Origin of the sequence: Micromonospora sp. RV43 (assembly GCF_001029515.1) — a bacterium.
Taxonomy (GTDB): Bacteria; Actinomycetota; Actinomycetes; order Mycobacteriales; family Micromonosporaceae; genus Micromonospora; species Micromonospora aurantiaca.
The window spans coordinates 32,200-53,359 of record NZ_LEKG01000035.1 but is presented as its reverse complement, the minus strand read 5'-3'; the positions used below and the strand labels follow the sequence as shown (position 1 = coordinate 53,359).

At 73.7% G+C, this 21,160-nt stretch carries 13 protein-coding genes and 2 pseudogenes; 8 read left to right on the top strand and 7 right to left on the bottom strand.

Going from position 1 to position 21,160, the window contains the following annotated elements:
* Nucleotides 1-90: 90 nt before the first annotated feature.
* Nucleotides 91-996, top strand: a pseudogene (nudC, locus tag ABD52_RS38230) (NAD(+) diphosphatase); the annotation flags it as partial.
* Here nudC and ABD52_RS40735 read toward each other — a convergent pair.
* The 3 genes and pseudogenes from ABD52_RS40735 to ABD52_RS40730 all read right to left on the bottom strand — a co-directional run.
* Complete coding sequence (locus ABD52_RS40735) at nucleotides 905-2,188, bottom strand: lipopolysaccharide biosynthesis protein (RefSeq protein WP_047891814.1); 1,284 nt, start codon at nucleotides 2,186-2,188, stop codon at nucleotides 905-907. The pseudogene nudC and the gene ABD52_RS40735 overlap by 92 nt on opposite strands.
* Nucleotides 2,185-6,412: pseudogene (locus ABD52_RS11715) on the bottom strand (alpha-(1->3)-arabinofuranosyltransferase family protein); the annotation flags it as partial. The gene ABD52_RS40735 and the pseudogene ABD52_RS11715, both read right to left, overlap by 4 nt.
* A 1-nt stretch (nucleotide 6,413) precedes the next feature.
* On the bottom strand, nucleotides 6,414-6,837 hold a 424-nt coding region (locus tag ABD52_RS40730), incomplete at its 3' end, for an alpha-(1->3)-arabinofuranosyltransferase family protein (protein WP_235437442.1).
* Nucleotides 6,838-7,000: 163 nt separating this feature from the next.
* Between ABD52_RS40730 and ABD52_RS11710 the strand changes: the two genes are divergently transcribed.
* The 3 genes from ABD52_RS11710 to ABD52_RS11700 are packed head-to-tail and all read left to right on the top strand — an operon-like array spanning nucleotide 7,001 to nucleotide 10,823.
* Nucleotides 7,001-8,884 carry a hypothetical protein gene (locus ABD52_RS11710; RefSeq protein ID WP_013289078.1) on the top strand — a complete coding sequence of 628 codons (1,884 nt, stop codon included), beginning with the start codon at nucleotides 7,001-7,003 and terminating at the stop codon, nucleotides 8,882-8,884.
* On the top strand, nucleotides 8,884-10,593 hold the full coding sequence (locus tag ABD52_RS11705) for a hypothetical protein (RefSeq protein ID WP_047891812.1): 1,710 nt from the start codon (nucleotides 8,884-8,886) through the stop codon (nucleotides 10,591-10,593). Before ABD52_RS11710 ends, ABD52_RS11705 begins: the two co-directional genes overlap by 1 nt.
* A 35-nt stretch (nucleotides 10,594-10,628) precedes the next feature.
* Nucleotides 10,629-10,823, top strand: coding sequence for a hypothetical protein (locus ABD52_RS11700; protein WP_013289076.1), 195 nt, complete (start codon nucleotides 10,629-10,631; stop codon nucleotides 10,821-10,823).
* Here the strand turns inward: ABD52_RS11700 and ABD52_RS11695 are convergent.
* Entirely contained in the window at nucleotides 10,808-11,986 is a 1,179-nt protein-coding gene (locus ABD52_RS11695; protein WP_085983664.1) for a glycosyltransferase family 4 protein, read from the bottom strand. The genes ABD52_RS11700 and ABD52_RS11695 overlap by 16 nt on opposite strands.
* Nucleotides 11,987-12,137: 151 nt before the next feature.
* Complete coding sequence (locus tag ABD52_RS11690) at nucleotides 12,138-13,388, bottom strand: acyltransferase (protein ID WP_013474941.1); 1,251 nt, start codon at nucleotides 13,386-13,388, stop codon at nucleotides 12,138-12,140.
* A gap of 113 nt (nucleotides 13,389-13,501) precedes the next feature.
* On the opposite strand from ABD52_RS11690, the gene ABD52_RS11685 reads away from it, so the two are divergent.
* From ABD52_RS11685 to ABD52_RS11675, 3 genes are all read left to right on the top strand, one after another.
* The gene (locus ABD52_RS11685; RefSeq protein ID WP_013289073.1) at nucleotides 13,502-14,659 is read left to right on the top strand and encodes a DUF3068 domain-containing protein; all 1,158 of its coding nucleotides are present in this window, start codon (nucleotides 13,502-13,504) and stop codon (nucleotides 14,657-14,659) included.
* A 393-nt stretch (nucleotides 14,660-15,052) separates the two neighbouring features.
* Nucleotides 15,053-15,676, top strand: a complete 624-nt coding sequence (locus ABD52_RS11680) for a DUF6230 family protein (RefSeq protein WP_013289072.1) — start codon at nucleotides 15,053-15,055, stop codon at nucleotides 15,674-15,676.
* Nucleotides 15,677-15,753: 77 nt separating this feature from the next.
* Nucleotides 15,754-17,319: a DUF6114 domain-containing protein gene (locus tag ABD52_RS11675; protein WP_047891818.1), complete on the top strand. Its 1,566-nt coding sequence runs from the start codon at nucleotides 15,754-15,756 to the stop codon at nucleotides 17,317-17,319.
* A gap of 45 nt (nucleotides 17,320-17,364) precedes the next feature.
* Here the strand turns inward: ABD52_RS11675 and ABD52_RS11670 are convergent, their stop codons facing one another.
* Complete coding sequence (locus ABD52_RS11670) at nucleotides 17,365-19,035, bottom strand: DUF885 domain-containing protein (RefSeq protein ID WP_047891811.1); 1,671 nt, start codon at nucleotides 19,033-19,035, stop codon at nucleotides 17,365-17,367.
* A 73-nt stretch (nucleotides 19,036-19,108) separates the two neighbouring features.
* Here ABD52_RS11670 and ABD52_RS11665 point away from each other — a divergent pair, with 73 nt between their 5' ends.
* Complete coding sequence (locus ABD52_RS11665; protein WP_200905181.1) at nucleotides 19,109-20,083, top strand: DMT family transporter; 975 nt, start codon at nucleotides 19,109-19,111, stop codon at nucleotides 20,081-20,083.
* Between the two features lie 3 nt (nucleotides 20,084-20,086).
* On the opposite strand, the gene ABD52_RS11660 is transcribed toward ABD52_RS11665, so the two are convergent.
* Complete coding sequence (locus ABD52_RS11660) at nucleotides 20,087-21,157, bottom strand: PHP domain-containing protein (protein ID WP_047891809.1); 1,071 nt, start codon at nucleotides 21,155-21,157, stop codon at nucleotides 20,087-20,089.
* Nucleotides 21,158-21,160 lie beyond the last annotated feature (3 nt).

Genomic DNA, 21,160 nt, shown 5'->3' with positions numbered 1-21,160 from the left:
GTCCGGCGGTCGTGTCGGTTGACCGCCGGTGTCGCACCGATCACCCGTTTCGGGGCGGTGCCGCGGTGCGGATCGTGGCACGGTGAGCTGGTGCGGACACAGGATCGGGTGCCGGCGTACGGCGGCGGATGGCTGGACCGGGCGGCGGCGCGGCGCGCCGCCGCGGACTGGCTGGCCGAGCGGCTGACCGACCCGGCGAGCGTCGTGCTGCCGCTGTGGCGGGACCGCTGCCTGGTCGACGGGGACGGCCCGGTCCGGCTCACCGGCGAGCGGGCGTCGACCGTCCGGGCCGCGGCGGGCGAGACCGTCTTCCTCGGGGTCGACGGGGACGCCGCGGTGTTCGCCGTCGACCTCTCCGCGCTGGGCGAGCGGGCCGCCGTGGAGGCGGCCGCCGCGACACGGGCGGCCGACCTGCGGGCGCTGGCCGGCCGGCTCGACCCGGCCGGGGCGGCCGTCCAGGCGTACGCCAGGGGGTTGCTGCTGTGGCACCGGCAGCAGCGATACTGCGGCGCGTGCGGCGCGGCGGCGGTGGCCGGTGGCGGCGGACACGTCCGGACCTGCGCGGACGCGGAGTGCGGGCGGCTGCTGTTCCCCCGGATCGAGCCGGCTGTCATCGTGCTCGTCGAGGCGCCCGGCCCGCCGGGGCGCTGCCTGCTGGCACGGCACGCGGGCGCGGCCGAGGGGGCGTATTCGACGCTCGCCGGCTTCGTCGAGGTCGGTGAGAGCCTGGAGGACGCGGTCCGCCGGGAGCTGGCGGAGGAGGCGGGGGTGACAGTCACCGACGTGACCTACCAGGGGTCGCAGGCGTGGCCGTTCCCGGCCGGCCTGATGGTGGGTTTCCGGGCCGTCGCCACCTCCGAGCAGGTCCGCGTCGACGGGGTGGAGCTGCTGGAGGCGCGCTGGTTCACCCGGGCGGAGCTGCGGGAGCGGATCGCGTCCGGTCGGTCGCTGGGCCGGGTGGACTCGATCGATCACCTGTTGCTGGGTGACTGGCTGGGCGCCGAGTCGCCGGCACGGCCATCAGCAGTGTCGTGACCACGGCCGTGGCGAGGGCCGCGACGACGAGACCGCCGACGGTACGCGGACGCACGATCGCGGCAACGGTCACCAGCGCGCCGGTGCCCAGCCACAGCGGTGCGGCCGGCCACCTGACGCCTCCGGCGAGACGGTCGTTGAGCAGAACGAACGTCACCGCGTAGAGCGCGCCGACGGCGGCGAACAGCGGCGCGTACCGGCCGAGCGCCGTGTAGTCGGGTCCGCCGACGAGCCGGAAGGCCAGCCCGCCGGCAACCGCCGACGCGCCCACCAGGACCAGGCCGCAGGCACCCGTCACCGCGAGCGCGACCGTGCGGCTGCGGCGGTCCCCGCGGGCCAGGCGTGGCAGGGCGAGGACGGCGGCGACCTGCGGCGCCCAGAGCGCGCCCTTGGTCAGGACGGTCCCCACCGAGTACGCCCCGGAACCCGACGGCGGCAGCAGTTGCCGGGCCAGGAGCAGATCGGCGTAGGAGACGACGAGCATCGCCAGCGTCGCCCCGCACCCGGCGGTCACCTGGGCGACGGTCAGGCGCGGGGCGGCCGAGGGACGCCGGGGCGTACCGGTGAGCCAGGCCAGCGCCGGTGGCGCCAGCGCGGCGGTGAGCGCACCGATCGCGAGCGCGCCGGTCAGGCCCGCACCGAGCAGCAGCCCCACGATCACCCCGCCGTAGCGCGCGGCGGCCAGCAGCGCCATCGCGGCGGCGAGCCGCAGGAAGCGCTGACCGCCCTGCAACTCGCCGAGCGAACGCGACGAGAGCACCACCGAGGCGGTGGTGACCGCCAGCAGCGCGGGTACCACCGCCGGCAGGTCCAGCGCGGCGACGAGCACAGGCGTCGCCACCAGCAGTGCCCCCGCGCAGAGGGCGGCGGTCAGCACGGTGAGCCGCCGGGTGTCGGACGGGCCGTGCCGGGCGTGGTGCACGGCGACCGCGAGTTGCAGGCCGAGCCCCGGCACACCGGCCATGGCCACGAGGCCGAGGGCGGTGGCGAGCGCGCCGAGGTCGTCCGCGTCGAGCTTTCGGGCGGCGAGCACCGGCACCAGGTAGGCCAGGCCGTTGACCAGCACACCGGCGAGCGTGACGGCGACGCCCGCCGCTCCCAGCCCGGTCCTCCGGCCGTCCGCCGGCTGCGGGCCCGGCCGGCCCTCGCTCACGTGATCTCCGAGACGCGGGACGCCGGGCCGTCCTCCGGCCCCGGCGCGACGTCCGGTCCCGGCCGCCCGTCCGAGTCGGGCTCGGCGCGACCGTCCAGGTTCGTATCCGGCTCGGCCTCGCCGTCCGGCCCTCGGCCCGCGTCCCGGTCCGTGGCCGGCTCGACGTCGAGGTCCGGCCCCAGGCTCGGGCCCGGCTCGGTATCGCGGTCCGCGTCTCGGTCCGGACCCGGCTCGACGTCGAGGTCCGGCCATCGGCTCGGACCCGTGCCTGGACCGGCGAGGGCGGCGGGAGCGGCGACGGCCGCGGCGGCGAGGGCGGGGACGGGCGTCGGCTGCGCGGCCGGCTCCGGCGTCCGGAGGGCCGGCACGGCCGGGGCCGCCGCCGAGGCGGGCCTGATCCGGCGTACGGGCCGTCGGCGGGCGGTCGTGGAGAGCCAGAGCGCGCCCAGGGCAGCGACCGTCAGGAGTTGCGGCAGCACGTCGGTGTGCCGGTCGCCCGATTCCAGATAGACCCACCCGGCCAGCGCCACGAGCGCGCCGGGGAGCCACGTCTCGGCCGCCCGGGCGATCCTCCTGACCCGCCGGGGGTCACTGGTCCACGGCAGGCGACGCGGCCCGGGTACGGCGAGCATGAAGCCCGCCGCGACCAGCAGGGCGCCGAGCAGACCGCTGTGGAGCACGAGCGCGGCGGCGCCGACTGCGAGCAGCGGCAGCGAGCGGGTGAGCCGTCGCCGGGCCGCCGGTGCGACGGCGACCGCGCGATCCCCGGCGGGCCGGCGGTCCGGCAGCACCGCGAGCAGAACCACCACCGCCAGCAGGACGCCGCCGAGCAGCAGGCCCATCCGGTACGGGGTGTCCGGCGTGAAGCGCAGCACCACGTCCCCGGAGACACCGGCGGGCAGGATCCAGCCCTGCTGCCAGCCGTCCACCACGAGCGGGGTGAGCGTCGTGCCGCCGACGGTCGCCTGCCAGCCGGTGTTGGTGTTCTCCCGCACCGCGAGCACCCGGTCGACGGAGTGCTCGGACACCCGTACCCGCCGCTCGGTGGCCGACCAGGAACCCACCTCGATGTCGCCGGCGGTGGCCTCCGCGGCGGGCGTCGCGGTCCGTGGCGTCAGCGCGACGCGGGTGGCGGTGGCGAGCGTGCTCGCGGTGGTGACGAGGCGGTGCTCCCCGCTGCCCAGGTCGAGCTGCTTGGGCGTGGTACGGCCGCAGGCGGTGACCGGCATCTCGCGCAGCTCCAGCAGGTCGCGGACGGTGCCGGTGAGCGTGGTGGTGATCCGGGACGAGCCGACCTGGAGCGTCGGGCCGGACCCGCAGGCCAGCTTCAGCGGCGTCTCCGGGCGGGGTGCGACAGTGGTGCCGAGGGGCAGCACCGTCACCTCGCCGACAGCGATGGGCAGCGGCTCGGGCAGCCGCAGGCCGTACGGGTCGGTGCTGGTGGCGGACGGCTTGTCGAGGAACTGGATGGTGATCGAGTCGGTCCGCATCGGCGGGTCGAGCGTGAGCACGCCGTCGTTGGTGAGCAGGTTGCTGCGGAACCCGTCGTTGCCGACCACCCGGACGCTGCCGATCCGGGTGGCGGCGGTCCCCTCCTCGACGGTGAACCGGATCCGGCTGATGACCTGCGGTTCGAGCCAGGTGAGGCGCAGGATCGGCGCCTCGTCGTTCAGCGCCGGTGACCAGCTCGTGGCCGGGTCGCCGTCGAGGACCGCGCCGGGCCGGCCGGCCGGGTCGGGCACCGCCGTCGAGGACGCGGTGACCTGCGGCGCGAGGCGCAACGGCTGGGCGTCGGCGACCAGCTTGTCCAGAGCGGCGTTCAGCTCCGGGCCGGGGGTCGGCCGCGCCCACAGCTTCGCGTCGTACGTCCCGGCCACCGGCAGCGTGAAGGTGCGGTCGATGGTGGAGGCGTCCTCCGAGCCGCGGATCGCGTCGGTGGAGCAGCGGGGGCGGCCGTCGACGGTGAAGCAGGCGGGCGTGGACGGGGCCGCCGACACGACCACGCCTGCGGGCTGGTCGGTGGCGGGGGCGGCGGGCATCTGGAGGGTCCGGCCGGTCTGGACACCTGGGATCTTGATCTCGGTGATGCCGACCGTCTTGTCGCCGAACGGGCGCAGGTCGAACGCGGCGTCCACTGATACCTCGACCTTGCGGGTGGCGTGCACGCCGGGCAGCTCGAAGACCATGTGGTCACCGAACTGCTCGACGGTGCGGCTCTCGTACCCGGCGGTCACGGTGACTGTGGTGGGCAGGGCGTCGGCCTTCAGGTCGAACCAGACCTCCACCCGGGTGACCCGGGTCGGGTTCGCCAGGTTCACCTCGATCCACTGCCTGTCGCTGCGCGAGTGCGGCGCCGACCGCCAGGACGTGGCGGTGTTCCCGTCCATCGCCGCGTACGGCTGGTATTCGGGCCGGGTGCCGCCGGTCGCGTCGATCTGGGAGCGGGCGGTGGAGGCGCGGATCCCGCTGATGCCCTCGAAGCGGGCGACTGTCGACCACTCCGGCCCCCAGTCGGGCAGGTAGTCGTGCGCGGGCGCGGACACCGCGAAGGTGTCGTCGGCGGTGAGCGTCTGGGAGGAGTTGTCGCGCAGCCGGCCGAACGAGACGTCGCGCCTCCGCAGCCCGTCGGTCATCACGACCCGCCCGGTGGTCTCACCGGCCTTCGCATCGCCGGCCAGGATCGTGGGCGCGGCGCCGAGCTGGCCCGAGGCGGCCAGGTCGAGCAGCGACTCGGGACCGCCGACGACGGTGGTCACGTCGTCACGGTCGTACGCGACCACCGGCTGGACGGCGCGGTCCACCCGGTACACCTCAAGCGCCCGCCCGGGCACGTCCAGGCCCTGGTCGCGGAACTCGTCAGGGGCGTCGGAGCCGCCGCGCACCGGGCCGAAGGACACCACGCGGGTCAGGCCGGGCGAGCGTTCCAGCGCCTGCCGGACGACCGCGGGGCGGGCCGTGTCCGAGCGGCCGTGGTCGAGGTCGGCGCGGAACAGGACGTGGCTGATCCCGGAGCGGGCGAGCAGGTCGGCCAGGCCCGCCGAACCGGCGCCGGTGGCGAGCGTCGACTCGATCGCGTCCAGCAGCCGGATCGTGGCGGGCGGGGTGAACGGGATGGCGTTGCGGACCGCCCACCGGCTGTCCAGCAGCGGCTGGGCGATCTCGTCGGTGGTGCTGCCCCAGTCGTACGCGGGGAAGCGCGCGCCGGGGACGACGAGGACCCGCCCGCGTCCGGTGTTCGCGTCCAGCCAGTCGGTGGCCTCGTGCCAGTAGCCCGGCACGTCCTTCACCGCGCCCGGCGTGGCCAGGCCACCGGCGAGCGCCGGTGAGGCGACGCCTGCGACCGCGACCATCGCGGTGCCGGCGGTGAGCCAGGCCCGGGCCGTGGCGCGGCCACGGCGCTGCTCGGGCGCGGTCCGGGACGCGCGTACGGCGAGGCTGACCAGGTGCGCCAGGCCGAGCGCCAGCGGCAGGCGCAGCAGCACGTCGAACTTGTGGACGTTGCGCAGCGGGGCGCCGATGCCGTCGAGGAACTGCTGCTGCGGCCCGGCGAGGATGTTCGGCAGGTCGCCGGTGTGCCCGAGACCGACGAGCGCGACGCCGAGCAGCAGACCGGTGATGAGGAACCGGCGGTGCGGCATCCCGCGCCGGGACAGGCCGAGCACCCCGAGCGCGGCCACCGCCAGGGTGGCCGCCACGAGCAGCGTGTCGTTGGCCAGCCGGGCGCCGGCCGGGATGTTCGCGCCGAACGGGGACGCCAGGTACGCGACCCAGTAGGAGGCGCCGCGCAGCGTCGTCACCGCGTCGGTGACGCTGGTGGTGTTGCGGGCGGTCTCGATGTAGTCCAGGAACGGCGGGCTGTACCGGCCGAGGACCAGCAGCGGGATCAGCCACCACGCGGTGGCCAGGGCGACCGCGCCGCACCAGGCCGCGAGGGCGGTGACGCGGCGGCGCAACGGCCGGAGCGTGGCGAGCCAGAGCAGGGCGAGCGGCACCACGGCGGCGACGGCTGTGGCGTTGACGCCGCCCGCGCAGGCGACGGCGACCGCCGACCCGGCGACCGCGCGGCGCAGCCGGGCGCCCCGGGCGAGTCCCACGAGCGGGATGAGCACCCACGGCGCGACGGCGCTGGGCCAGGACTCCACCGACGACCAGCCGAGCTGGGTCAGGATGCGCGGGGACAGCGCGAACGCGACACCGGCGATCATCCGGCCGGCGGGGCTGCCGNGTGTGGTGCGGCTGCCGATGCCGAGCCGGCCCGCCAGCCGCACCACACCGAGGTACGCGACGCAGAACAGCAGCGCCCACCAGAGCCGCTGGACGATCCACGGCGCGATGCCCAGTTCCGTCCCGAGCAGGAAGAACGGGCCCATCGGCCAGAGATATCCGTACGCCTGGTTCTGGAGCTGGCCGAACGTGCCGGTGGGATCCCACAGGTGCAGCGAGCGCAGCAGCCACCCCGCCGGATTGACGTTCAGGTCGACCTTCGTGTCCGGTACGACCTGCCCGGGCGCCTGCTGGAAGGCGAGGGCGGTGAGCGCGAGGCAGATCGTCAGGTGCCGGAACCGCCGCGCCGTCTGCCGGGCACGGCCGGTCTCCCGGGCGGGGGTGTCCGTCCCCGTCGGCGACGTTGTCGTCCCGTCCGCACGCATTTTCGGCTCCCGTCTCCGCCGGCCGTACGCGCACCTGCAACATGACGCGTGTCGCGCGACGTTATCCGGACCGGACGCGCAGTGGCGACCTGGGGGCGCGGCAGGGCGTTATCAGGAGAACGGCCGTCCCCACGGCGTGTAAGCGTGTGGCAGGCTGCCGACCATGTCAATGCCACAAGCAGCGGCCGAGACGCATCCGGCAGCCGTCGGCGCGGAGGACGACGGACCCGGACCGATCGGTCGCTGGATTGCCGCCGACCGCGTCCGCGCGGTCGCGATCGCCCTCATCGTCGTGTCCGTCGCGTCGCGCGCCGGGCTGGCCGCCCGTGGCTGGTTCTCGCAGGACGAGTTCGTCATCGCCGCGCAGGTGCTCGACACCCGGCTGGACCCGGACTACCTGCTGGGCACGTTCAACAACCACCTCATGCCGGCCGGGCTGGCGGTCGCGTGGCTGATGGTCCGGGCGGCCGGTTTCGCCGGCTGGCCGTGGATCCTGCTGCTGGCGGCCGGGCAGGCGGCGGTGGGGATCGCCCTCTACCGGCTGCTCCGTGACCTGCTGCGGCCCGGCTGGGGGCTGCTGGTCCCGCTGAGCCTGTTCCTGTTCAGCCCGCTGACGCTCGAGGTGTCGTCGCTGTGGCTGGTCGGGCTGCTCGTCCTGCCGCCGCAGCTCGCCCTGGTCCTCGCGGTGGCGGCCCAGGTCCGGTACGTGCGCACCGGCCGTAGGCGGCACCTCGTCCTGGTCGCGTTCTGGCTGGTGTTCGGCCTGCTCTTCGACACCAAGGCACTGCTCATCGTGCCGCTGCTGTTCCTGCTGACCGCGTTCCTGTTCACCAAGGGCCGCGCGTGGCGCAGCCTGGTGAGCACCGTCGTGCGGTTCTGGCCGGCGTGGCTGATGCTCACCGTGCTGTCCGGGGCGTACCTGGCGTACTACCTGACCCGCCCGGCCCGGGGGCTGGACGAGCCCACCTCGGTCGGGCAGGTCTTCTCCTTCCTCGGCGACCTGATCGGCGACACGGTGGTGCCGGGCCTGCTGGGCGGGCCGTGGCGCTGGACGTACGCCGGTGACGGGCCGCCGCTGTCCGACCCGTACGACATCGCGAAGTGGCTGTCCTGGGCGGTGCTCGCGGCGCTGATCGTGGTCACGGTGCGGCGGCGGCCGTCCGCCGGGCGGGCCTGGCTGCTGCTCGCCTGCTACCTCGGCCTGGTCGCGGCGCTGTTCGCGGTGACCCGGCTCGGCGGGCCGCTCGGGCCGCTGGTCGGCGTCGTCCCCCGGTACGTCGCGGACGTGGTGCTGGTGGCCGCGATCTGCGTCGGGGTGGCGCTGCTCGGGATGAAGGACAACGACGAGGACGACGTGTCCGCGTGGCCGCTGCCGACTGTGCTGCGGGAGCCGGGCGCCTTCGCCGTCGGCCTGGTCTCGATGGTGGTGCTGCTGGCGACCATCGGCGTGGGCACGCTGTGGAGCACCGCGCGGTTCGGCGACAACTGGAGCACCAAGCACGGGCGGGACTACCTGGCCACCACGCAGGCCGAGCTGGCCGCCGCACCGCCGGGGACCGTCTTCTTCGACACGATCGTGCCGGACCGGGTCGTGGCCGGGTACTTCTGGCCGGACAACCTCCAGTCCCACTTCTTCCGTCCGGCGGAGCGCCGGCCGACGTTCGTGACGATGAGCGAGAAGCCGTCGACGTTCGACGAGAACGGCCGGATCCGTCCGGTGGTGGTCGAGGGACGCAAGGTCGCGCCCGGCACCGTGGAGGGCTGCGGGCACCTGGCCGAGGGTGGCCGGACCACCCGGATCCCGATGGACGGCTACCTGGTCGAGTGGCCGTACGTGGTGCACTTCGGCTACGTCAGCTCCGGTGACTCGACGGCGGTGTTCAAGCTCGGCGACGCCACCCGCGAGATCACGCTCAAGAGCGGGCTGAACGACGTGTTCTTCATGGTGGAGGGCGCCGGGTCCGCCGTCGAGCTGACCGTGAACACGCCCGGAGTCAGGTTGTGCACCAACCTGATCACCATCGGCCGGGCGGTGCCGAAGCCGTAATGACCGGACGTCCCGCCGAGGGCGGCGGCCCCGCGGTCCGGCGGTGGCGGGAGGCGCTGCCGCTGTACCTCGTGGCGGTCGTCGTCACCGCGTTGATCCTGGCCCCGCTCGCGGCGCCGGGCTACGCGCTGCGGTACGACATGGTGTTCGTCCCCCGGCAGCCGCTGAGCTGGGATCTGGTGGCCCCGGCGCAGAGCCTGCCCCGGGCGGTGCCGATGGACGCGCTGGTCTCGCTGGTGACCCAGCTCGTGCCGGGCTGGGTGGTGCAGCGGGTGGCGCTGGCCGGGGCGGTCCTGTTCGCCGCCGTGGGCGCCGGACGGCTGGTGCCGACCGAACGGCGTGCGGTGCAACTCGTCGCCGCCGTGGCGTACGCGTGGACGCCGTACCTGGCCGAGCGGCTGCTGATCGGGCAGTGGGGGCTGCTGCTGGCGTACGCCGCACTGCCCTGGCTGGTGCGGGCGGCGCTGGACCTGCGGGCGGGCCGCGACGGCGCGCTCGCCCGGGTGGTGCTGCTCGCCGCGCCCGCCGCGATCACCCCGACCGGCGGCCTGATCGCCCTGGCGACGGTGCTGGTGCTGGCGGCGGACCGGGCCCGGCTGCGGCTGTCCGCGGTCGCGGTGGGCGGCGTCGCGCTGCTCAACGCCCCGTGGATCGTGGCGGCCCTGGTGACCGGCGCGGGCGGCACGTCCGACCCGGCCGGCGTGGCGGCGTTCGCGGCGCGTGCCGAGAACTGGGCCGGCCCGCTCGTCGCGCTCGCGGGCACCGGCGGCATCTGGAACGTGCAGGCCACCCCGTCCAGCCGGTCCGGCACGCCGGCCCCGCTGGCGACCCTGGTGCTCGTGGTCCTGGCCGTGGTCGGCGCCGGCCTGCTGCGGCGCCGGCTGCCGGCGGGCGCGGTGGTACGGCTGGGCGTGCTGGCCGGCGGCGCGTACCTGCTGGCCGCCCTCGCCGTGCTGCCCGGCGGGAACACGGCGCTGAGCTGGGCGGTGGCGCACGTGCCGGGCGCGGGACTGCTCCGCGACGGGCAGAAGTTCCTCGCGCCGTACGCCCTCGTGCTGGTGGTGTGCGCGGCGCTCGGCGCCGAGCGGCTGGTGGCCCGGATCGACCGGGAGGTCGGCGGGATCGTGCTGGCCGGGCTGCTGCTCCTGCCGTTGGCGGCGATGCCGGACCTGGCGTTCGGCGGGGCCGGCCGGATCAGCCCGGTGCGCTACCCGGCGGACTGGCAGGCGGTCGCCGAGCGCCTGCCCGACGACCCGGGTGAGATCCTCGCCCTGCCGCTGACCACCTACCGGGCCTATCCGTGGAACCCGGGCCGGGTGGTGCTGGACCCGGCGCCCCGCTACCTGCCGGGAACCGTGCTCACCGACGACACGCTAGTGGTCGACGACGTCGCGGTGGCGGGCGAGAATCCGCGCCTGCGCGAGGTACGCCGGGTGCTCGCCGAGGGACGGCCGGTCTCGGCCACCGGCGTGCGCTGGGTGGTGGTGCAGCACGGTACGCCGAGCACAGTGGACCCGGCCGTCCTGGCCGGTCTCGACCTCCGGTACGAGGGGGAGTCGCTGAGCCTCTACCGGAACCCGGCCGCGTCGGGCTCGCCGCAGCGGGCCGGATCCGGTCGCTGGCTTGTCGTGCTCGCGTGCGGAACTGCCGTTCTGGTGGTCATGGCTGCCGCCTTTTCGACCCTACGCCGGCGAGCTACTGCGTGGTAACGTCCGCTCGCACGTCTCACCACTGGAGGAATGGCATGCGTAGAGCTCTAACCCTTGTCGTGTCCGGCCTGGTGGCGGCGTTGCTCGGGGTCCTGGCCCTCGGCGGGCTCTCCGCCGCCGCGACCGCCACGGCGGAGGAGGCCGCAACCGAGGCGCGTAACGCCTCGGAGGCGGCCAAGCGGGCCGGTAAGCAGGACCCGTACGCCCCCGAGGTCTACGGCAACAGGTAGGACGGGTCGCCCCGCCGCTGCACCCGGCGGGGCGAGTCCGCGGTCTCCAGCAGGGTCGCGAAGCGTTCCCCCGCCACCGGCCAGGTGAAGTTCGCCGCGTGCCGCCGGGCCTGAGCGCCCATCTCCTGACGCATCTCGTCGTCGTGCAGCAGCGCGCGCACCTTCGCCAGGTAGTCGTCGATGTCGTCGGCCAGCAGGCCGGTGCGCCCGTCGACCACCGCCTCCGCGACGCCGCCCGCCTCCCGGAACGCCACTGTCGGCGTGCCCGCCGCGCCGGCCTCCACGATCGTCAGCCCCCAGCCCTCCTTGAGCGACGGCGTCAGGGCGACCCAGGCCGAGGCCAGCAGCGCGGCCTTCTCCTCCTCCGTCACGAAGCCCCGGAAGTCGACCCGGTCGGTGATGTCCAGCTCGTCGGCGACCTCGCGCAGGTGCGACTCCCACCAGCCCTGACCGGCCACCACCAGCCGGAGCTGGGGCAGCTCGTCGGCGAGCGCCGCGACCGCCCGCAGCGCCACCTCCACCCGCTTGTGCGGCACCAGCCGGTTCAGCGTCACGAGCAGCGGGAACGGTGCGCGCCCGGCGTCGGTGCGGGGCAGCTCCGGCGTGCCGTTGTAGACCACCGAGACCTGCTCCGGCGGTACGCCGAGGGTGGCGAGTTCGCGCCGGGTCGCCTCGGACACGGTGACGTACCGGCAGCGCCGGTAGACACGTACCGCCAGCGACGACTCGACCCACCAGCCGAACCGGGCGGCCCACTGCGGCAGGACCACCGGCCACTGCTCGCGGTGCACGTGGTGGATCAGCTTGACCACCGGACGCCGGGCCCAGAGCGGGGAGAGGAACGGCAGGCCGTTGCAGACGTCAACGAGGATGTCCGGCCGGCCGCCCCGGCGCGCGGCGAGCGGGCCGAGGCCGAACGCCCCGGCCAGGTAGCAGAGCGCGGCCCAGAGGTAGACGGTGTGCCGGCCGCCGCGACGGACGAACCGGATCCCCTCGTCGTTGACCTCGTCGGCGGGAGCCTCACGGTGCGCGGCACAGAACAGGGTGGCGCGGAATCCGCGCGCCACCAGCTCGGCGGCGATCCGTTCCACGTACACCTCGGAACCGCCGCCCTCGGGGTTGCGAGTGTCTCGCCAGTTGAGGAACAGCACGTGTCCGGGCATGCCGAAGCGACGCTCCACGCGAACCCTACTCTCAAGTAATTTAGCGGTGCGCGTCACATTAAGGGCTGGGCCTGCGCCCGGCAATGCCCCGAGCGGCGGCGTTGAGCCGCCGGGCGTCGTCGAATGACGCTCGGTGTTCGGCTGGTGACCGCTAGGCGGGTGCCGCGACGTCCGGCGTGGTGGCCGGGGCGCCCGGCGTGGTGGCCGGGACGGCCGGTGCCCCCGCCGCCGGTCCGCGCCCGGTCGGCCGGCGGCGGCTCTGCGTGCCGAGCGTCTGGAGAGGGCGCTCGACGCCGTAGTAGCTGGCCGCGGCGTACATCAGTCCGAAGACCATGGTTAGGGCGAAGACGTTGACGAACTCGCCGGTGAACAGCGGCCGGTCCTCGAGCAGGTAGATCAGCTCGATGACCAGCGGGTGCCACAGGAACAGCCCGTACGACACGTGGCCCATCCACCGCGCCGACCCGGTGCTGAAGACCTCCTTCGCCCGGGTCGGGCCGCCGAACGCCACCGGGATCGTGATCAGGACGGCGATCAGGAGGTAGAGCGCCATCTTGGTGCCGAACTCGACGGCGGTCGGGCTGGTCAGGTCGCGCGGGCCGGCGATCGGCGTCGTCGCGATCGCCATCACCGCGACCGCGGCACCCCAGCAGGCGAGCGGCGCCGAGGCGAGGTCGTCGAGCACGCGGAAGGCGGCCGGCGCGGTGCCGGTTCGCAGGGCCACGTGCGCCGCGGCCAGCGCCATGCCACCGCCGAACCAGGCGCCGTACGAGGGGAACCACATGGTGTGCAGCGCGCCGTCGAGCCAGCCGGCGCCCATCATGGCGATCCACGCGACGGTCAGCAGCGCGCCGGAGGAGGCGAGCAGGACGGTGCGGACGGGACGCCAGGTCCGGCCCACGGCGAGCACCGCGAGCAGCGGCAGGAGCAGGTAGAAGACGACCTCGGTGGCGAGGCTCCAGGTCTGGCTGAGCCCGTGGCGGAGCTGGCCCGGGCCGTAGATCTGGGTGAGCGTGAGGTGGCGCAGCCAGTCACCGGCCGACACCGGGTGGTTGCCGGGCAGGACGACGAAACAGACCACCACCGCCAGCCAGTACGCGGGCAGGATCCGCAGCGCCCGGCGCCAGAAGTACCGCTTGGCGCGGGGCCGTGGGCGCCCGGTGGCGACGGTGAGCGCCCACGGGCGGAACAGCAGGAAGCCGGAGAGCACGAAGAAGATCGCCACGCCCACGTCCAGGCGCGCCAACCAGCCGCCCCACGTGGTGTTCATGGTGACGGCGGTCTGGAAGCCGACGTGGTGACCGACGACCGCCACCGCGCCTATCGCTCGCAGCGCGTCGAGGGCGGGAAGACGGCCCGTTACCGGTGGCTCCGGGATTGTTGGCGTGGTGGCTGTGGACATCTGGACATCCAGGGGGTCGCTTTTGCAGGTGACTGGGGAGTAACCTCCCGCCAATGCTAAGGATCGGGTGCCCCGGACGACAGACCGTAGGGCGGCAGGTTACAGGAGGATGAGTGAAGCTTCGCGTGGGCGCCGCGCTCTTCGGGCTAGGTGTCTTGTTGCTGGTCTTCGCGGCCGGGCTGCCGTTCTACGTGGCCCCCGCCGTGACCAAGCTGCCCTATGACCTGGAACCAACGACGTCCGTCGCGGAGGCGAAGGGCGCGAAGTTCCTACAGATCAAGTCCGAAGCCGGCGGCGTGAGCATCGACGTGCCGCAGGCCGACCTCGTGTCCAGCGTCGAGGTCATCCCGCAGCCGGAGGACACGAAGGACCGCTTGCCCAAGGAGCTGAAGGGCGACGCGGTCATCTGGAACGTCTTCCAGACGGTCAAGCGCGGCGACAACCAGGACGTGATCAGCCAGTACAGCACCGAGCTGGCGCTGTACCGGATCTCCGGCGCGGCGGCGCCGTGGGACGAGCAGTGGCTCAACGAGTCCGGCGCGCAGCAGACCCCGGTCGGCAACGTGCGCTACTCCGGCCAGATCTACAAGTTCCCGTTCGGCACCGGCAAGCGTGACTACCAGGTGTTCGACCGTGACCTGAAGAAGACGGCCCCGGCGCGGTTCACCGGCACGGAGAAGATCAAGGGCGTCGAGACGTACCGCTTCGAGCAGCGGATCGAGAACGAGCCGCTGAACACCCCGGAGGACAGCGTCAAGACGCTGCTGGGCAAGTTCGCGCCCGGCGCGACCAGCGGCCAGGTCGTCTACAGCAACACCCGTACGCTCTGGGTCGACCCGGTGACCGGCGCCTATGTCAAGGTCCGCGAGCAGCAGTACAAGGAGCTGCGCCCGGACACCGGCGCCCCGACCGTGCTGCTGGACGCGGACTTCAACTACAACGACGCCACGATCAGCCGCAGCGTCGAGACGGTGAAGGACAACCGTTTCAAGATCGGCCTGATCAGTGTCTGGGGTCCGATCATCGCCGGCGTGCTCGGCCTGATCGCCCTGATCGCGGGCGTGTGGCTGGTGACCCGGCCCAAGGGTGACGGCAGCGCCCGGCACCGCGCGGACGCGCCGACCTCCGACCCGACGCCCACCCGCGTGGACCAGGAGCCCGTGGGTGGCCCGCTCGACGACGAGATCCCGCCGGCGTCGACGAACTGGCGGTCCGACGATCCGTCGGTGCCGGCCCAGCGTTCGGGCGCCGGTGAGGTGGAGCGCCGCTGACCGGTACGCCGGAAGCACGACGGAGGGGTGGGCCGCGATGCGGCCCACCCCTCCGTCGTCAACATCTCCCATGCGGGCGAACCTACTTTACATTCGTTACTCGATTGTAACGGCGAGATGTCCGGTGACTTTCCGTCGCGCTCACCGTCATCTATGCCCGGTTTGCCGCGACATTTCGCCCTCCACGCCCTGCCTGGGCAGGGATTTCGTGACGCCTGGTCACCTCTCTGTCTCACCCCGGTGTTACCGCCGGGTAATCAGGGGGTTGTGAGCTGCACCGCATCGGGTGCACGATCAGGCTCGATCGTTACCCGTCGGTAACAGAGGACGGGCCCGGCGCGGGCCACCGGTTCCCCACCGGCCGCCGCGCACATTCGTTCGAGGAGGAACCCCGTGCAGAATCGGCTCGACAACCAGGGTCGTACCCGGTGGCGGCGGTTCGCCGCCATGATCGTGCCCACCACGGCCGCCGCCGGTGCCATCCTGTTCGGCATGTCGACCGGCGCCATCGCCTCCGACATCACCGTGTCCGGGCAGACGTTCAAGATCGGCGCCGACCGCCTGGAGGGTGAGGGCTTCAAGCAGTACGGCGGCATCGTCCGCGAGAAGGGCGAGGACGGGAAGGCCGGCGCGACCCGCCCGGTCGCGATGGCCGAGATCAGCAGCGCCGAGCTGTACAAGCTCTGCCAGTCCGTCCGCGCCGACCTGCCCGGCCTGCCGGTGGTGCTCACCATCAACGCCGGTGAGGGCAAGGACCCCGCCCGGGCCAAGGACCTCGTGATCGCGATGGACTCGCTCGAGGGCAACGCGACCTTCACCAACATCAAGATCGGACGCGACGCCAGCGACCTCAACCCGACGGCGCAGCGCGGCTCGTTCGGCCAGAACTCCGACCGGGTGACCATCCGTGACCTGAAGCAGGTGTCCCGCTACACCACTTCCTCGACGTTCAACCTGGTCGGGCTGCGGCTCAAGGTCAACGTGGGCGACGACGCCAAGGGCAAGGAGTGCTTCTGAGCTGAGCACGGCCCGCGGTGGCCGACCACCGCGGGCCCGCCGGACCGTCCCCGTCCCCGCTCCGCCAGGAGGAGTACGTGACAACCGTCGACCCGTCCCACGCCCGGCTCGGCACCGCGGCCCGGGCATGGCGTACCTTCCGCCGCTGGCAGCGGAGCCGGCCGTTCTGGGGCGGCCTGTTCATCATCCTGGCCGGGGTGGAGATGCTCGCCTCCACCCGGTTGACCCTCAACGGCCTGAGCTTCAGCAGCGGCGCCACCGGTCTGCTCTCGCTGCTGATCCCGGGCATCCTCGTGACCTGCGGGGTGCTGCTCTGGCTCAGCCCGCCGCAGCGGCTGTTCTACTCGATCGTCGCGGCGATCACGACCGTCTACTCCCTGATCGGGCTCAACCTCGGCGGCTTCTTCGTCGGCCTGCTGCTCGGCATCGTGGGCAGCGCGCTCGCGTTCGCCTGGGTGCCGACCCCTCCGGCCGGTCCCGCCGGTCCGGCCGCCGACGAGCGCGACGCCGCTGCGGACGCCGAACCCGGCACCGCTGCGGACGCCGAGCCCGGCACCGCCGCGGACGCACAGCCCGCGGACACGCAGCCCGAGGACGCACAGCCCGCGGACGAGCGGCCTACCGTCGAGGTGCCGGCCGGCGTACGGCCGGCCGTCGAGCAGCCGACTGCCGAGCGGCCGGGCGGGGAGCGGCCGGTCCCTCGGCAGTCGGTGAACGGGCAGGCGGCCGGATCCGACGGCGGGCCGCCGGAGTGGGCGGGCCGTTCGGCGGACCCGCGCGCCTTCGGCATCGTCCTCGTGGTGCTCGGCCTCGCCACCGCCGGCCTCGCCGTGCAGCCCCGAGCGGTGCAGGCCGCCGCCCCGAGCAAGCCCGCCGCCAGCGCCTGCCCGTCGAAGCCCGCCACGCCGACGCCCGGCGCGAGCGCGCCCACGGCGACGCCCACCCCGTCGCCGAGCGCGAGCCCGACGCGGGAGGGCAACATCATCACCGACTTCTTCGAGGGGATCGGTGACCTGTTCAAGGGCAGCAGCAAGAAGAGCGAGACGCCGTCGCCCACGCCGACCGCGAGCGGGTCGACGGCCCCGACGAGCAAGCCGGCGACCCGGCCCGGATCGACCGAGTGCCCGGCGCCGGGCAAGCCCGGCAAGGTGGACCCGGCGAAGCCCGGCAAAGTGGAACCCGGCAAGCCCCTGCCGCGTATCGCCGCCGACCCGAGCCTGCCGAAGGTGGGCCAGACGCCGTCGAAGCTCACCGGCTCCAAGGTGACCATGACCGGGCTGCGGTTCGAGGGGATCACCGACCTCCAGACCGAGCAGGGTGCGCTCAAGGTGCTGAAGTTCAGCATGAAGGAGGCGGTGACCGACGACTTCCTGCTGGTCGCCGACGGTCCCAGGGGCCGTACCCAGCGGTACGCGACCGACCGCCTCACGGTCCGCGACGACGTCGCGTTCTACTGCACCCGGTTCGTCGGCAAGCTCGCCGGTATCAAGCTGACGCTGACGCCGGACCTGCCGTTCCCGGACGGCCTGCCGGTCACGCTCCCCATCCCGGTGACGTTCACCGACCCGGTCATCGACCTGGCGTACGTCACCAGCAACACGCTCACCGGCCGGCCGACGTTGCGGCTGACGCTCGGCGCCTGACCCGGCGGGTGCCGGCGGGACTCCCCGTCGGCACCCGGCACCGGCTCAGAGCCGGGCCAGCGCCTTGCGCAGCGGGTCCAGCCCCAGCGAGCCCAGGTCGAGCGCCTGGCGGTGGAACTCCTTGAGGTCGAAGTCGGCGCCCTTGCGGGCCTTCGCGTCCTCGCGGGCCTGCAACCAGATCCGCTCGCCCACCTTGTACGACGGGGCCTGCCCGGGCCAGCCCAGGTAGCGGTTCAGCTCGAAGCGCAGGTTTTCGTCCGGCACCCGGCAGTGCGCCCGCATGAACTCCCAGCCCAGCTCCGGCGTCCACCGCTCGCCCGGGTGGAAGCCGAACGGGTTGTCCTTCGGGATCTCCAGCTCCAGGTGCATGCCGATGTCCACGATGACCCGGGCCGCGCGCAGCGCCTGCCCGTCGAGCATGCCGAGCCGGTCACCCGGGTCGTCGAGGTAGCCCAGCTCGTCCATCAGCCGCTCGGAGTAGAGCGCCCAGCCCTCACCGTGCCCGGAGACCCAGCACAGCAGCCGCTGCCAGCGGTTGAGCAGGTCGGCCCGGACGGCGGTCTGGGCGACCTGGAGGTGGTGACCCGGCACGCCCTCGTGGTAGACGGTGGTCACCTCCCGCCAGGTGGAGAAGTCGGTGATGCCCTGCGGCACCGCCCACCACATCCGTCCCGGCCGGGAGAAGTCCTCGCTCGGGCCGGTGTAGTAGATGGCTCCGTCGCTCGTCGGCGCGAGGCAGCACTCGATCCGGCGCACCTGCTCGGGGATGTCGAAGTGGGTGCCGTTCAGCTCGATGATCGCCCTGTCGGCGAGCGCCTGCATCCAGTCCCGGAACGCCTCCTTGCCGCGTACCGTCCGCGCCGGGTCGGCGTCGAGCGCGCGTACCGCGTCGTCGACCGAGGCGCCGCGCCCGGCGATCCGCGCGGCCACCGCGCGCATCTCGGCCTCCAGCCGGGCCAGCTCGGCGAAACCCCAGGCGTACGTCTCGTCCAGATCGACCTTCGCGCCGAGGAAGTACTGCGAGGCCAGCTCGTAGCGCTCCCGCCCGGCGGCCTGCTTCTCCCGGCCCACCGGTGCCAGCTCGGTGCGCAGGAACTGCCCGAACTCGGCGGTGGCGGCGGTCGCTGCGGCGGCGCCCTTGCGCAGCTCCGCGCCGAGCGCGCCGTCCGCGTCGATCCGCTCGACCAGCCCGTGGAAGAAGTTGTCGCCCTCCGGGTCGACCCAGACGTCGCACTGCTTGGCGACCTCGACGAGCTGCACCCGCGAGCTGACCCGTCCCGCCGCGGCGGCCTCGCGCAGCGTCCGCTTGTAGCCGTCCAGCGCGGACGCGAAGCGGTTGAGCCGTGCGGCCACGTTCGCCCGGGCCTGTTCGCCGTCGGTCGGCATGAGGTCGAAGACCATCCGGATCTCGTGCAGCCCGCTCGCGATCACGTTGACCTCGCTGCCGGTCTCGCCCGCGTCGTAGCGGGCCAGCTCCAGGCCGAGGCGCTCCTGCATGGCCTCCTGGGCGGTCCGCTCCGCCTCGGTCTCCGCCTCGATCACGTCGAGTTCGCCGAGCGTGCGGCGGGCCAGGTCGGCGCGCGCCGCGTAACCCTCGGGCGACAGGTCGTCGAGCTGGTCGTCGTAGCCGGCGATGCCGACGTAGGTGGCGCCGGTCGGGCTCAGCGGGGCCCACTCGGCCACGTACCGGTTGGCGAGGTCATCGATTCGTCCCACGAGGCGACCCTACGTGACCCCGCATCCGGAATACCGCGCGACTTCGTCGTACCTCTGCGGCAGAGTGTCAGGGGTGAACGTCGAGATCACTCCTGACCGCGCGCCGGTGCGGAGCTGGCTGCCCGGGTTCGTCGCGCTCGCCGCCATCTGGGGTTCCAGCTTCCTGTTCATCAAGGTCGGTGTCACCGAGCTGCACCCCGTGCACCTCACCCTCTACCGGGTGGCCACCGGTGCGCTGACGCTGCTCGTGGTGCTTGCCGTGCTGCGCGACCGGCTGCCCCGCGACCCCCGGGTCTGGGCGCACATGCTCGTGGTGGCCGCGTTCGGCGTCGCGGTGCCGTTCACGCTGTTCGGCTACGGCGAGCAGCGGGTCGAGTCGATGCTCGCGGGCATCTGGAACGCCACCACGCCGCTGATCGTGCTGCCGCTGGCGGTCCTGGTGTTCCGCACCGAGCGGCTGACCGTCCGGCGTGCGGTCGGGCTGGGGCTGGGCTTCGCCGGCGTGCTCGTGGTGCTCGGCGTCTGGGAGGGCGTGGGCGGCGCCCACTTCGTCGGCCAGCTCATGTGCTTCGGCGCGGCGGCCTGCTACGGGCTGGCGATCCCGTACCAGAAGAAGTTCGTCGCGGGCAGCGCGTACTCCGGGCTGTCGCTGTCGGCCGCCCAGCTGCTGGTGGCGACCGCGCAGCTCGCGCTCGTCGCGCCGTTCGTCGGCACGCCGCCGTCGCCGACCGGCCTCTCCCCGCGCGTGATCGCGAGCGTGCTGGCGCTCGGCGCGCTCGGCACCGGGCTCGCCTTCGTGATCAACATGCGCAACATCCGGCTGGCCGGGGCGAGCACGGCGTCCACCGTGACGTACCTGATCCCGGTGTTCGCGGTGCTCGTCGGCGCGGTGGTGCTCGGCGAGCGGATGAACTGGCACCAGCCGGTCGGCGCGTTCGTGGTGCTCGTCGGTGTGGCGGTCGCCCAGGGCCTGTTCGGGCGGCGTCGCCCACGCCCGGAGGCGGTGGCGCCCGCAGTCCGCGCCGCCGAGCCGGCCACCCGGGGCTGACGTTCAGCTACGGCCGGCCGTCCACTTCACCAGGCGGTCGGCCGTCCAGGTGTTCACCACCCGCTTCGCCGGTACGCCGCACAGCGCGGCACGCTCGCAGCCGAAGCGCTGCCAGTCGAGCTGGCCCGGCGCGTGCGCGTCGGTGTCGATGGCGAACCGGCACCCGGCCTCCAGCGCGAGGCGGATCAGCCGCTTCGGCGGGTCCTGCCGCTCCGGCCGGGAGTTGATCTCGACGGCCACGTCGTGCTCGGCACAGGCGGCGAAGACGGCGTCCGCGTCGAACTCGCTCTCCTTGCGGGTACGCGCCCGGTGCCCCCGGTCGCCCGGCCCGGTCACCCCGGCGGGCCGGGAGGAGACCATCCGGCCGGTGCAGTGGCCGAGGATGTCCAGGTGCGGGTTCGCGATCGCGGTCAGCATCCGGCGGGTCATCTTCGCCCGGTCGTCGTTGAGGCCGCTGTGCACCGAACCGACCACCACGTCGAGGCGGGCCAGCAGCTTCTCGTCCTGGTCGAGCGAGCCGTCGGCGAGGATGTCCACCTCGATGCCGGTGAGGATCCGGAAGCCCTTCGGCAGCGCCTCGTTGACGGCGGCGACGTGGTCGAGCTGCTTGCGCAGCCGCTCCGCGGTCAGGCCCCGGGCCACAGTCAGCCGCGGCGAGTGGTCGGTGAGCACCATGTACTCGTGGCCCAGCTCGACCGCCGCCAGCGCCATCTCCTCGATCGGTGAGCCGCCGTCGGACCAGTCCGAGTGGGTGTGGCAGTCACCGCGCAGCGCGTCCCGCAGCTTCGCCGCCGCCTCGTCCAGGTCGGTGCCCTCCGTCGCCAGCAACCGGCGCAGGTAGACCGGCTCCTCGCCGGCCAGCGACTCGGCCACGCAGCGGGCGGTGACGTCACCGACGCCGGACAGCTCGGTCAGCTTGCCGGTGCGGGCCCGCTCGGCCACCTCGGCGGCGGGCAGCGCGCCGAGCGTCTTCGCCGCCGACCGGAATGCCCGGACCCGGTACGTGGCCTCGTTCGCCCGTTCCAGCAGGAACGCGATCTGGCGCAGGTCGGCGAGGGGATCCCGGGCACTCATGTC